Source organism: Mesonia aquimarina (genome assembly GCF_003667275.1).
GTDB lineage: Bacteria > Bacteroidota > Bacteroidia > Flavobacteriales > Flavobacteriaceae > Mesonia > Mesonia aquimarina.
The window spans coordinates 90,519-103,129 of record NZ_RCNV01000008.1 but is presented as its reverse complement, the minus strand read 5'-3'; the positions used below and the strand labels follow the sequence as shown (position 1 = coordinate 103,129).

The 12,611-nt window shown below is 33.6% G+C and carries 22 protein-coding genes; 21 read left to right on the top strand and 1 reads right to left on the bottom strand.

Annotation, left to right across the window (positions count from 1 at the left end; all coding sequences use genetic code 11):
* Nucleotides 1-10: 10 nt before the first annotated feature.
* Nucleotides 11-421: a helix-turn-helix domain-containing protein gene (locus D9R05_RS11185; protein ID WP_162984962.1), complete on the bottom strand. Its 411-nt coding sequence runs from the start codon at nt 419-421 to the stop codon at nt 11-13.
* A 150-nt stretch (nt 422-571) separates the two neighbouring features.
* Here D9R05_RS11185 and D9R05_RS11180 point away from each other — a divergent pair, with 150 nt between their 5' ends.
* The 21 genes from D9R05_RS11180 (at nt 572) to D9R05_RS11085 (ending at nt 12,608) form a co-directional block, all read left to right on the top strand.
* Nucleotides 572-835 (top strand): hypothetical protein, encoded by a 264-nt coding sequence (locus tag D9R05_RS11180; RefSeq protein WP_121667315.1) that lies wholly within the window; start codon nt 572-574, stop codon nt 833-835.
* A gap of 1 nt (nt 836) precedes the next feature.
* On the top strand, nt 837-1,064 hold the full coding sequence (locus D9R05_RS11175; protein ID WP_121667314.1) for a hypothetical protein: 228 nt from the start codon (nt 837-839) through the stop codon (nt 1,062-1,064).
* A gap of 5 nt (nt 1,065-1,069) precedes the next feature.
* Nucleotides 1,070-1,399 carry a hypothetical protein gene (locus D9R05_RS11170; protein WP_121667313.1) on the top strand — a complete coding sequence of 110 codons (330 nt, stop codon included), beginning with the start codon at nt 1,070-1,072 and terminating at the stop codon, nt 1,397-1,399.
* A gap of 147 nt (nt 1,400-1,546) precedes the next feature.
* Nucleotides 1,547-3,196, top strand: coding sequence for a hypothetical protein (locus tag D9R05_RS11165; protein ID WP_121667312.1), 1,650 nt, complete (start codon nt 1,547-1,549; stop codon nt 3,194-3,196).
* Nucleotides 3,197-3,201: 5 nt separating this feature from the next.
* Nucleotides 3,202-3,504 carry a hypothetical protein gene (locus tag D9R05_RS11160; RefSeq protein WP_121667311.1) on the top strand — a complete coding sequence of 101 codons (303 nt, stop codon included), beginning with the start codon at nt 3,202-3,204 and terminating at the stop codon, nt 3,502-3,504.
* Nucleotides 3,501-3,896, top strand: a complete 396-nt coding sequence (locus tag D9R05_RS11155) for a hypothetical protein (RefSeq protein ID WP_121667310.1) — start codon at nt 3,501-3,503, stop codon at nt 3,894-3,896. The genes D9R05_RS11160 and D9R05_RS11155 overlap by 4 nt, the downstream gene beginning before the upstream one ends.
* A gap of 19 nt (nt 3,897-3,915) precedes the next feature.
* Nucleotides 3,916-4,047: a hypothetical protein gene (locus tag D9R05_RS15705; RefSeq protein ID WP_262696578.1), complete on the top strand. Its 132-nt coding sequence runs from the start codon at nt 3,916-3,918 to the stop codon at nt 4,045-4,047.
* 48 nt (nt 4,048-4,095) lie between these two features.
* Nucleotides 4,096-4,380 carry a hypothetical protein gene (locus D9R05_RS11150; protein WP_121667309.1) on the top strand — a complete coding sequence of 95 codons (285 nt, stop codon included), beginning with the start codon at nt 4,096-4,098 and terminating at the stop codon, nt 4,378-4,380.
* A gap of 55 nt (nt 4,381-4,435) precedes the next feature.
* Nucleotides 4,436-4,774 carry a hypothetical protein gene (locus D9R05_RS11145; RefSeq protein WP_162984961.1) on the top strand — a complete coding sequence of 113 codons (339 nt, stop codon included), beginning with the start codon at nt 4,436-4,438 and terminating at the stop codon, nt 4,772-4,774.
* A 66-nt stretch (nt 4,775-4,840) separates the two neighbouring features.
* Nucleotides 4,841-5,305, top strand: coding sequence for a hypothetical protein (locus tag D9R05_RS11140; protein WP_121667307.1), 465 nt, complete (start codon nt 4,841-4,843; stop codon nt 5,303-5,305).
* A gap of 325 nt (nt 5,306-5,630) precedes the next feature.
* Nucleotides 5,631-5,903 carry a hypothetical protein gene (locus D9R05_RS11135; RefSeq protein WP_121667306.1) on the top strand — a complete coding sequence of 91 codons (273 nt, stop codon included), beginning with the start codon at nt 5,631-5,633 and terminating at the stop codon, nt 5,901-5,903.
* A gap of 82 nt (nt 5,904-5,985) precedes the next feature.
* Entirely contained in the window at nt 5,986-6,231 is a 246-nt protein-coding gene (locus D9R05_RS11130; RefSeq protein WP_121667305.1) for a hypothetical protein, read from the top strand.
* Between the two features lie 20 nt (nt 6,232-6,251).
* Complete coding sequence (locus D9R05_RS11125; protein ID WP_121667304.1) at nt 6,252-6,434, top strand: DUF2158 domain-containing protein; 183 nt, start codon at nt 6,252-6,254, stop codon at nt 6,432-6,434.
* Nucleotides 6,435-6,862: 428 nt separating this feature from the next.
* Nucleotides 6,863-8,578 carry a hypothetical protein gene (locus D9R05_RS11120; RefSeq protein ID WP_121667303.1) on the top strand — a complete coding sequence of 572 codons (1,716 nt, stop codon included), beginning with the start codon at nt 6,863-6,865 and terminating at the stop codon, nt 8,576-8,578.
* On the top strand, nt 8,565-9,647 hold the full coding sequence (locus D9R05_RS11115; protein ID WP_162984960.1) for a hypothetical protein: 1,083 nt from the start codon (nt 8,565-8,567) through the stop codon (nt 9,645-9,647). Before D9R05_RS11120 ends, D9R05_RS11115 begins: the two co-directional genes overlap by 14 nt.
* Before the next feature lie 52 nt (nt 9,648-9,699).
* Entirely contained in the window at nt 9,700-10,188 is a 489-nt protein-coding gene (locus tag D9R05_RS11110; RefSeq protein WP_121667301.1) for a hypothetical protein, read from the top strand.
* A 65-nt stretch (nt 10,189-10,253) separates the two neighbouring features.
* Nucleotides 10,254-10,853 carry a hypothetical protein gene (locus tag D9R05_RS11105; RefSeq protein ID WP_121667300.1) on the top strand — a complete coding sequence of 200 codons (600 nt, stop codon included), beginning with the start codon at nt 10,254-10,256 and terminating at the stop codon, nt 10,851-10,853.
* A gap of 81 nt (nt 10,854-10,934) precedes the next feature.
* Nucleotides 10,935-11,288, top strand: coding sequence for a hypothetical protein (locus D9R05_RS11100; protein WP_121667299.1), 354 nt, complete (start codon nt 10,935-10,937; stop codon nt 11,286-11,288).
* Entirely contained in the window at nt 11,282-11,554 is a 273-nt protein-coding gene (locus D9R05_RS11095) for a hypothetical protein (protein WP_121667298.1), read from the top strand. Before D9R05_RS11100 ends, D9R05_RS11095 begins: the two co-directional genes overlap by 7 nt.
* 39 nt (nt 11,555-11,593) lie before the next feature.
* Entirely contained in the window at nt 11,594-12,433 is an 840-nt protein-coding gene (locus D9R05_RS11090; protein WP_121667297.1) for a hypothetical protein, read from the top strand.
* On the top strand, nt 12,414-12,608 hold the full coding sequence (locus D9R05_RS11085) for a hypothetical protein (protein WP_162984959.1): 195 nt from the start codon (nt 12,414-12,416) through the stop codon (nt 12,606-12,608). Before D9R05_RS11090 ends, D9R05_RS11085 begins: the two co-directional genes overlap by 20 nt.
* Nucleotides 12,609-12,611: the final 3 nt, after the last annotated feature.

The following is a 12,611-nucleotide window of genomic DNA, read 5'->3' as shown; positions in this document are numbered from 1 at the left end:
CAAACTACACTTAGCCGGCTTTGTTAGGCTTATTGTTTTCGCTTTCGTACTTTATTTTATACAATTCAATACGATCTTCTAAAAGTTCAATGGTTCGAGCTTGGGTATTTTTAAAGTCAGTCAAGGTTTCAATTTGAAGTTTTAACTGCTCATTCTCTTTCAATGCTTCTTGAAGCTTATTTTCTAACTCAGTATCTGTTTCTTTTGAAAACTCCGGAAGATTATAATTTAGAGCTGCTTCCTCGCCTAAATATTCGCCAAAAACATAAGGAAATAATTTCTTTATTGTATTACTAGGCTCTCTTTCTCCTCCTTCAATTTTTTGAATAGTTCCAACTCCCACACCTAATTTCTCACCAAATTCTGTCTGTTTTAACTTGGCTTTGTGCCTAATTTCTTTAAATAAATCACTGTAATTCAAGAGTGTACAAATTTTAACAAAACAAATACCTCTTTTGTACACGTTAAACCAAATATTTACATGTATATTTGTTGTACAAAATGAGTTTAACCCGTACAAAAAATTGTTTAGCCGCATTTGTGCGGGTTATTAAACGCTAATATATAAATTATGTTTACTGAAAAGGATAAAAAAAGGTTAAAAAAGATATTTCCGCATAGGTACGGAAGTTTCATAGAAGCCCAACTTCTAAGAGAAGGCATCACACAATTAAACGGTAAACCATTTAAAAACCAATCAATTAAGCTCTGTATAAAAGGTAAAAGACCAAACCTTTATTTAGAGGAGGCGATTGAAAAAATAGCTGAAAAAGTTAAAAATAAAGAGCTGGTTACTCTGAACTCTACTCACAACGCAAAGCAACCAAGATCATAAAATGAGCCAATTAACTGCAAATAGCGTACTGCCAATTGTTTCTTCTCTACCCCAAGAGGAGCAACGTGCGCTATTGCAGAAATTGCAGCAAATGGTAGAGCCGGTAAAGGCTAAGTCAAAATCTAAATCACGAAAAACAATAGAAGATAAAGTAGCAGAGCAATTAGGTGAAGAATTTAGACCCGAAAATATAGAATCGCTTGCTGCACTTATAGCACTAGAAAATTAAAAATTATGAATGATAACGAATTAGCAGTTTACTTAATAGAAAGTTTCCCAAACAGCAGAATTATTTGGAGCGAACACGAAGTGATTATTCGCTTACAAAATCTAGATCAACTAGACAAAGCTATACAAAAAGTAGATCGTTTAGACAGGACTTTTTCTATTGATGAAAATGAATACCTCATTAAGGTAAATAGAGATTTAAAGCAAAAGACAACCGAAACAGAAACCGATAAAATTGTGAATACGGTTTTAGACAAAATAAGGGATTCTATTGAAACTGCGGTTCGTTTAAAACCCAAAAGCATAGGAGTTGAAATTCATATTGAGAGAAATTAAAATGAGTTTCAACCAAAAATACCCACAGGCAAGATGCCTATCCGGGCGCTTAGCAAAAGCGGCGCTCGGTTTTTTAAGTATAAACCAAAAAAAAGGAAGCATTAAGGTTACAGCCCTGCTTCCTGATTTTTCTAAATAAACTACCAAATGCACAATAACAGCAGCTTATTAGGGCAAATTACGCAAAAAATTCTGAATAACCAAAACAATCAAACCGAAAAAACCGTGAATCAAACCGCCACGGTTGGTGAGCAAAAAAAACCGGAATTTATACACCCTATTCTTACTACTAAAGATTTTAAGGAAACCATTAAACAGTACAATTTATACGTTAAGAAGTACAATATTGAGGTTTGGAAGCTTAATGCAAAGGTTAGAGACTACAATTTAAAAGTTAAGCGTTTCCGTAAAGGCTTACAACAAAACATGGAAGCTAAGGTTCGGGAAGAAATATGGAAAAAACAGCACCGCTCCTACCCACCTAAAGAATACAACAAGCTAGTTGAAAAATACAATACAAACCGTGACGGTTGGTATTTACAAAAAAGGAATTTACGAGAAGAAGTTAAAAAAGAAAGCGAGAAGGTTTTTATTGCCATTCTTCATCAGCTTAACCAACAATTGTACAAAAGGAAGCAAATAAGAAAACGTCTAGGGGTTCATATTGCTGCCGAAATGCCGAAAGTTGATATTTACCCTAACAAGATTACTACAATAGAGCGAGACGGCTACACCAATTTACCTGTCTCAAAAAACACTTTTAGGCATCATAGAGAACGTTTAGAAGAAGCTAGGGTACTTGTTGACTATGAATTTAAAGGCTCTAAAAGGGCGGTTAAAATGCGTATAAACCCTGAAATTTTAACGCTTACCGACAACAAAACACCAAAATCGACCGCCACTGAAAATCAGTCGTTTAACTCAGTTGGAACTAAGAAAGTTGTACATGACAATGTATCTAGTAGAACATTATCAGATAAGAATAAGATAAGGGATGAAAGGAGTTTGCTACCGCAAACAGATAACAACTGTACTGGAACTTCTACTGGAACACCCAACAAGCAAGATTCAGAAAAAAATTTTTCCGGCGAAAATTTAAAGCCGGTTTCTGAAAAATTATTGAGCGTGCTTGAAGATCAAACCGATGTTTGCAAAGATTTGGCCGCCGGCGATTATAACGACTACTCCCCTATTTTTAAAAAATACATTCACGAAGAAGCCTTGCGCGGCTCGATGCTTCAGGAAGATTTTAAAGAGTTGGCCATTCAGGATATTTTAAAATTTTCCGCAAGATTGTTCGGAAAAATGGAGGTGCATCCGGGAAGCTGGCAAAATGCTTACAAGTATTGGTTACAGGATAAATTTATTTCGCCTAACGGCTATGTTTTAAGCAAACCGATAATTGCTGAACGCTGGGAAAAATCGCTAAAAGTTTTAAAAGAAGCTTATAAATACCAAAAAAATAACCCGGAGTGGGATATTCGTTACCCTTCCATTTATTTCGACACCGCTCGAACGCATAAAGAAGAAAGCAGTTTTGAATATGCGTATAGATTCTTCCGCTTAGAAAAGAAACCGGCTAAATCTAAAAAAGCCCGAAAATTAGAACATTTACGCAATTCAAGAAAACACACCGACCTTAAAAAAGCGCAAAAAGCGGCTAGAAAATACGTCCAAGGTCAGATTAATTTACAAAGCGTTTTTGAATACGTAGAGCATAACTGTAATGCTGAAATTTTCGAACAAATTACAGAAATAATCAAGAAAGAGTTTAACAAAATTCACCGTCAAAAATAACAGTCATGAGAAACGATAAAAAATGTACTTGTGGCAAAAGAAACAAAATATTTTGCCCGGTTTGTAGCAAAATCAAAATGGTAATTCTCCTAAAAAACGGAAATGAACATTTACAAATTATCAAAGGTGATAGAGTAATTAACCCGGTTTGGTACTCAATTTTAAAGTATAACCGATACGATTACAACCGTATAACCGAAAAAATGGAAGAAGCCTTTAGAAAGTCACCGCTATTTTCGGCTGCAAATTGCCTCCAGTTCTATTTAACCGACAATCGAACGCATTGTATAAAAAAAGTAAGACTATGAAAGCTCATTTATCAGACAAATACGGAAAAAAGCAAATTAATAAGCTTACAAAAAGTGAAATTAATGCAATTGCCAACGGTTTAAAACTACATCAGGAATTGCTGGAGACCTTTTGCGAATCACTTCAAAAATCAGAATACTACAAAGATTACAGCATTTGCAAATTGATACGGTTTGAGTTATTCAGAAAAGCAAGCAGTAAGCGACCACCAAAAAGCATTTCGTTAGAGCTCCATGAAGAATTTGTTTTTTTCGATGCTATGCGAACGCTTCAACAAGAAGGAAACCCATACGAGAAAAGTATAGCTTATCAATTAATTGCATTAATACACAGCCAGCTTCCTTTTACCGAAAAAACAGGAATGCGAAAAATAGAAAGTAAGATCAACTAATACCAAAAACCACAGAAATATGAGTATTCAAAAAGAACTTAGAAATAAGTGGCTTCCTGTCTTAAAACAGGACGAAATTTCAGAAGAAGACCAAAAAGCCTATGAAAAAGATTTAGAAAAGTACCAAAAAACCACCACGACACAAGCGTAACCGTTAACAATATTAATCAATCTGTAGTAACTTAAATATCTGTAGTAAATGGACGAGGAAAAATACTTGCCGCTTAGCGTAACCAAAGGAAAAGTAGTAGAAATGTATTTAAAAATACATTCCGAAAAAAAAATTAGAGCTTGGATAAGAGATATTCAGGAACAAACAAGAGGTAAATTCTTTAGTAAAGACGATCATAGCTTAACGCTGTTTGAGTGGCTCATTTTCATTAAAATATTTCAAACACCACCGGGTTATAACAGGATTTTCAATGACTTTGAGCTTGTGGAAGATAAAATAAAGAAGTTTCCCGATATACAAAAACATACTTAAAATTAATTCAAACCGTGAGACAAACCGCCACGGTTTGAAAATCAAATCAAGAAAAATGAAAAAATTACTATTTATAGCAATGATGTTACCAGTTGTAACTCTAGCACAAACCGAAAACCGATTTAAGAAAAAATTCAAAGAAGCTGATTTAGAATTTAGCAAAAAAATAGACTGGCAAGAGTTTGAAAAAGAAGTAAAAATTGCTTCCAAAAAAGCGGCTTTATTAACCGATTATCAATTGAAATTAGATGATATAATAGGGAATGAAAAAAGAGTAGAACTATTAATGATATTTACTAATTACCTTGAAGAAAAAAAGCTGTTCGATTCTTATAGGGTAAATCCATTTTACACTGTACGTAGGTTTATTGATGATACCAGTAGAGAAAAATAAAAGCATAATTTAACTATGGTTTAATTAACCATAAATCTTTTCCACGGTTAAACCAATAAATATTAAATGAAATATTCTGTTGAAAATAAAGATAAACTCTATTACTTTTCAATAAAGGTAAAAGCTTTAAGGCAAGATAAACCTATTGAATTTCTATACTGGAACGGATTTAATTTGCACGAATTTGTAAGGTGGAAATGGTATTTTAAGTATAGAGAAGCTTTGCTTCGAGTTAAATACCCAAAACATTTTTTTGACATCAATTCCGGGTTTTATTTTCCCGAGAAACCAAAGGATGAAAAGAAAGTTTTAAAAAACAAAATAACTTCTGCAAAGAGAAATTTAACCAAATGGAAAAATAAGCTGAATAAATATAAAGAAACCGTTCTACATGAAAATAAAAGCCGACTTATAAAAAAATCATTTGACGATGATCCCAACTATGAAAAAGCAATATTAAAAATAGAAAAATTAGAATTTGAATTAAAAGAAATACTTCACAAGAAGAAAATCGCTTATTATCCAGATTAGCGCAAAAGCAAGGGGTTATTATTGACAACGTCTATCGTATATGAAAAGAAACGTGATTTATGAGATTACTTTTCCTCCGTTGTGATTGTTTTGTGATAAACTTTAATTTTTCGGGTTATCACTTGCCAAGTTATTTTTTATATACAGTTTTGGCAACAGTTTTGTAAGCTTCATTAAAATCTACTTTGTCTTTTGTAAGAGGAGGATTACTTATAACTTCATATATAACTTTTTTAAATGAATCTAATTCGGTGATCTTATGTTTGCACACAATAAAATGATTAGTAACTTTACCTTATTGGTGTAATTTTTAATATAGTTCATTATGGTTCCTATTATTAATGGTTTTTATGATTTTGAAGAAGGTCTTGTTAAGGTTAAAGACTTTTGCTTTATTGGTGGTTTACTAGAAAAAGTTATAGTTTATAAAATAGTGAATACAGAAGAATTTTTAAAAGATAAGCACAACATTGAAACCGAAGAAGTAGAATATCTACATCCTAAAATACCTCACAATATCGAATCAATTGTATTTGCTTATAAAGATATGAGTCAATCAATGAGTGATTTTAAATATAACAATCAGTGTAATAAATAAACTTATTTTTTAATCACGGATTATCGTAAACTACTTATCGTTTAAATATTCAATTTTATATATCTAACTTAATTTAACTTTTATGAAAAAATTTATTTTACTTACTATTTTATCAACCTCGTTAATTTCTTGCGGTCTTGTTGCAGGTAACACTGTAGGTAATAGAGATTTGAAAAAACAAGTATCCATCGAAAAAGACTGCCCTTTTGAAAATATTGAGATAACAGATAAACATACCGACAGAGGAACGGGAACTTACAAAGTAAATGCTTGTGGTGAAACTTATATTTACAAATTGACAGGAACAGTATTTCAAGAATCTAAATAATTAACTAAAACTATTTTATTATGGCACAAAAATTTCCCGATGGTTCTATCGTTTGGCTCAAATCAGGTAGTCCTGCAATGACCGTAAATACATTTCACAACCCTACACAAAGATATAGATGTGTTTGGTTTACAGGAGATGATGATAATTATGGTCAATTTTATGAGAACGCTTTAACCGATAGCGACCCTTCTAAGAATTAATCCTTTTATTTTATATACAACTCTGTGTATATTTTGTTTATAATCGAAATATATACAGTCAGTTTTTTCATTTGAATTTTCTACGGTCATTTTGTAGTTATGTGTATTTCCTTTTACGACATCTCCTGTTTTTAATTCATACGAGTTACACATTTTTTAAATTGTTGCAAGCTAAGGATAAACAAAAGTTTACCATTTATAAGTATTTACAAAAACTTCTAAAAATAAATTCAAACCGTGAATCAAACCGCCACTATTTTTGGCGGTTTGATTTTTAAAATAACTAGTCAATTCTAGTCGAAACTGGTTATTTCTAGCAGAAACTAACCATAACTAACCAAACCTAGTCGAACCTAGTCGAACCTAGTCGAAACTGGTTTTTAGATATTTTCTTCTCCCAATATTTGTACTCAATCAATCGCATAATATTGAGTTTAGTACAACAAATATCAGCACCATTACAGCGACCAATCAAGGACGGAAAACGTTACAACAAGCTTTTTGAAAAAGTGAGTTGTGCCGTTTCTAATTTTGGAGACGGTAGCAATAACACTTTTGAAGGTGTTGAGTTTATGGCAGAGTGGATAGATAAGTATTCTTATCAAACCGATAAACTTGCCAAGCTTCTTATTGGTCAAACCGTGAGCCAAACCGTGAATAATATTTACGAGTGGTTATACAATCATATTCAATACTTAGCAGACGGCCAATTGCAACAATTACGCTCTCCAGCTTGTGCGTGGTCGCAACGAAAAAAAGGTATAGACTGTAAAAGTTATACCGTTTTTGCTATGTGTTTACTTAAAAGCATGGGGCTTACCGGTGTAATACGTCAAGTAAGACAACCCGGTGAATATTCTCACTTATGGACGCATGTTTATGTAGTTGTACCTACCAATCAAAATGCAAAAAACATAAAAAAAGAACTCGCCCATGAAAACTATTTAGTACTAGATCCTACGACGCACCACAACATAGAAGTAAACTTTTTAGAATCAAAAGACAAAATCATGCAGCAGCATAAATACGTGGGGCTTAACGCGGCGCAACCAAGCATAGCGTTAAATCAAAAGCAAAAAAACGCCTTAGAGGTTTTTAAACAAACCGTGGAAAACCGTTACGGTTTCACACAAAAAACCGCCACACAAATGGCTGGTTATATTCAATATTTAATTAGTCAAGGTGTTACAAGAGAAACATTAGCCTTTAATATTACTAGTGAAGGAATTAGAATTTCAGCCGTAAATAAAGGCGGTTTTTTATTTGAGTTCCCTAATCGTGGGTTAAATGCCGGTAACGGTGGTTCGGGTAATGGTATAGATTGGGAAAATTTACTAAAAGACGGAAGTATAGGAGATTGGATTAGTGATATTTGGGGAGACGTTGAAGATTTTTTTGATGTAGAGCATTGTAATTATTATAACAGCGGTTGGTTAAAGCCAAAAGAAGCGAAGTCCAGAGCAGATAAAGATTTTCCTTTTATAATAAGTCAGTCATTAGCGAAAGGAGTAAATCAAAAAAATTATGATAAATATTTACGTCTTTGCAATCTGTATTACAACAAGTTAGACAAGAATATTAAAGGAGATTGGAGTAGTTGCACTATAAAAAGTTGCGAAATGTTATTAGATCTTCTTAAAGAGTTTAGAAGTAAAATAAGAAAGAAACTTACAGATGCCGGATATACTTTTAAAGATACTTTTCTTAATCCTGCTGTATATTCTATGAATGTTCAGTTTCCCGGTTGGGGAAAAATAAGCTATTCGGATAACATTTATTTTCAAGAGAAAATAATAGCACCTAAAAATGAAACTAACGTTGATTTTGGGGATATAGGTTCAGGAAATAATTCTTCTAACAATAACGGTAGCAACAATAATAACAACGGTGGGTTTAATCTTGGAGATTTAATAGATACAGTTTTTACCGGAAAAGAAAAAAACAAAGGAAACAATCAATTTCAAGTACCTAACGAAAAGCTAAAAAACGTTCAAGGCAATACTTCTACTGCCAAATTTGGCGGTTTAGGTGTTTTAGCTGGAATTGCACTACTCGCTTATCCAAGCATAAAAAAGGCGATGAATGAAAATGCCAAAAAAACGAATACTCCAACCAAAAAAACAAACAAGAATGCAACAAAGTAATACAGGATTAAACGGTTTTTTCGGCGATTTATGGAATAGTGTAAAATCTTCTATTGCAAAAAACTTAGCCAAAATTGGTGGTGCTTTAGGTTTTCTTATTGGTGGCCCAATTGGTTCTGCTATTGGTTACGGTGTAGGACAATATTTTCAATCAAGGATATTGAATTTTAAAGATCAAAATAACGGTAGCGCTCCGGGTGCAATGGCACCAAAATTAACGTTAGCTAAAGAGCCTACAAAAGAAGAAGTAGAAGAACTAAAGAAACTTGAAAAATGGGTGGAGAAAACCTTTAAACCTTATATCTATGCTTTAGGTAAAACAATTAAAGGTTCTCAAAATACCACTTATTTAAAATCGGCTGAATATAGATCGAGAATAAATAAGGTAATTGAATCGCTTAGCGTAGCTCACTTATACTATACGGTAAAGCGTAAAGAATTAGGATTAAATGGAGTAGGTTTTGAAGGTGCTGATTATTCACAAGATGAGACCAAGCCGGAGATCATCAATACTTTTTTAACGTCTTTAAGAGAAAGCTATATAGAAGCTTTAAAGAAAGTCGGTGTAACCGCTCAAGTAAAAACCGTAACGCTACAAGGTTCAAAATATTTAGGAAAAACACCTGAATTATTGAACTGGAATAAAGACGGTAAAACAAGCTTTGAAGTATTTGTTGAACCGGGTACAGGAAAAAAACCTACTAGAGCTTTACAAATATTACAAGGTAACGGCAAAAATAAAGGAGGTTTAAGTCCATTTAATCCAAATGAAAAAGTTTTTGAAAGCTTAGACGATAATCAAAAATTAGTAGATAAGGGCTATTTACAGAATAAAGATAAAGGGTCTGTAAATAAGGAAATTAATCCTGAAAATGTAGAAGGTACAGGCACTTATCAACCTACAATACAAGAGCCAACCACAACACAGCCGGAAGATCAAACCAAAGAGCAACCAACCGAACAAACCGTGAATCAAACCGCCACGGTTTCTGAAGAAAAAAAGAATAGTGGTTTATGGTGGAAGCTTCTTTTTGGCGGTGGAGTTATTTACTTAATAGCAAAAAAATAACAAAGAAAGTTCAATCAATTAATAATTATTTATCAATCAAAAATCGAAACGTATGAATTTCAAATTAAGTAAGAATACGCTTAGCGATTCAGTTATAATGCTTGCTGCCGTTGGTGCCGGTATTATGACTAGTAATGCCGGAATGGCTTTAGTTCCTGAATCTCAAAAACAGATCGGGCAAGGCGCAATGACTGCCGGTGGCTTAGTAGTATCTAGTGGTTTATCAAAAGATAAATCTACAGCAGGTAAAATCTTAAAAGGTGTGGCTTTAGGAGCTTCCGCAAAACAAGGTTATGACCTAGTAACAGGATTAGTAAAAGACAAGGTTAGCGTGCCAACTGAAAATGCTTCAGTAATGGATAAGTTAACTGCCGGAGCTTTGGGCTTAGCTTGTCCTTGTGATGCAACCGGAGCAATGGCTAGTCCTTTTTTAGCCGAACCGGTTTTTAATTTCGGCGGACTTCCTGAAAATGATGTAAGAGTTATTGATGAAGGAGGGAGAAATGAAAACGATACAGAAGCTATTGCAGCTTTAACGTAAGAAAATAGAATGCCTTACAAGGCTTAAAAAATTAAATCAAAATCAATCAAAAAATTATTTCAAAGATGAAAGTACAATTAGATAATTTAAACGCTACACGAGCTATTTTTAAAGCTTTAGCTAATCAAGGACGATTTTCTGCTGAATTGAACGAGAGAATTAAAGCAGACGATTTTTCAATCCGTCCTATTTCTCATTTTGTAACCAAAGATATTTCCGGTAAGAGCGGAACTATTGATATTTTGGATGCACAAACCAAAAAAATTGACGGAGTTTCGACAATTTCTGAAAACACTTTGCCTAGAAATGAAGGTCACCTATCTTCTATGATCGGCGTAAGTCTAGCTAAAGGAACAAAAGCCGGAGATAGCAAGTTTAACCAAAACTTCCCGGCTGGCTTAGAAAATGCGACTTTGCAAATTATTCAACGTGGTAATGTAATTGTAGAACGCCCAATGTCAGACTTAATTGCTGAAGCGACAAGTGATGATCCAAGAGATCAAGTAGTTGATTTAGGTATTCCGTTTTCTTTACGTGATGCTGAAGAAACCAAAATCAAAATCGCATTCCCAGCAGATTCAGAAATGACCGCTGCTGCTGATGCAGACAATAATTGGTTCTTTAAGATTAAAACTTGGGGCTATTCTACTGCACCAAAATCATAGACTTTTTTCGTGATTATTCATAATTCTAAAAGCCTTGCCTAAACAAGTAAGGCAAGGCTTTTTTTAATCTAAAACATTCCCATGAAACCAAATTATAAAAGTGTTCTTTTTGTACTTAATGAGAACGAACAAATAAAAGATAAAAAAGTAACCTTAGATAGTGGCGAACGTGTTTTTGTAGCTGCTGTAAAAGGAGGTACTTCTAATGAATCTGTTAGAGTTTCTATAGATGAAAATGGAAGCGAGTTACACCCACCTATGGACGTTAAATTTTATGACGGTCAGTTTGGAAATTTTAAGCAACGTGCTTTAGAATTAGACCATAAAGGTGGTTCAGATTTAACGGTAAAATTAAATGCAAGTGCGCCGATTGCAAATGGAGAAAAAGCCATTATTGAAGTAGTTTTTTTAACTGAAAAAACCGCATCATGCTAAATGTAAACTTAGCAAATAAGCAGATAACTAGCGATGATCTTCAATTTTCAATTGATGCTATGATCGAGCCTAGAATACACAACGTTGGCGATACTAACGTGTTAATAAACGGAGTATTGCTCCAGCCAAAAGAAGCTTTTAATGCCGGTTTTCAAGGGGCTAAATCTTACGGCAGATTATCTATAGAGTTTCCTGAAAATCAAGAAGGAGTTAATCGCTTGGTTTGCTATTACGGTGTAGAGAGACAAGAGCCTGAAAGCTGCTAGAGACAAAACACTATTCCACACACTAACTAAATTAAATTTATGAATTTACAGGATTACATAAAATGGCTATACAAAGCAGATACTCATTCACTTGAAGTTTACAATTATGCTGATGAAAAGGAATTGAATAAAAGTGTAACTTCTGAATGGTTAAGTGAAAAATTTACAGATCCTATGGATTATTTTGCTGAGCTTCTTGATAAGGGCTACAGTAAAATAATTATTCAACGCATAAGAAAATGGGGATCTTCTTCTCGTAGAATAGGAATAGCAAAGCCTTTCCTACTTTCAAATGACAGCAAACCGAAACAATCAACCAAAGAAGAGCGTGTTGTGGAAGGGGGCGGAAATTCAGCACAAGCTGCCGCCCCTACACAACCGCATTTTCATCAACCGGCTATGAGCTCACCCGGTTTAAGTGGTGAACAATCATATAAGATTATAAATCACGATAAGTTAGAAAGGAAGTTTGAAACTCTAGAAGATAAATATGAATCTGCTAAAGAGGAGAATCAAGAACTAAAAATTAAACTTTTAAAATACGAACTAGGTGTTGAAGGAAAGCCCGGAGTTTTTGAGAAGTTAATGGAAAGTTTCAACCCAGACACTATTTCTACAATTGTCAATGGTATTGTGGAAATGAAAAGCAGCAAACCGGAAGCTGTTGAACCCGCCTTGAATGCTGTTAACTTATCTAGATATAAAGGAGAGCTAATTAAAATAGTTAGTCGAAAAGATGTATCGGACGATGCTGTTCAAATGGCTTACCAAGTTATAGATCGCTTTATGAATAAGGATGAAGAATTTTTAAAACAATACACGCAATTAGTTCAACAATCATATAAAAAACAAAATGAAAATGCCACAAGTTCAAGTTAGATCGCTCAATCCGGTAGATGCTGAAAAAAGAAGGGAGATACTTCAGCATATAGAAGATAGCCTAGACAATCAACAATTAGAACGTTTAGGGAAAATCGCCCAAAGTTCAAAAGCTAAAGAATATTTAACAGCAAATAGCAAATTCTTAATGCTCAAATCATTTTTAAAACTCTAAACT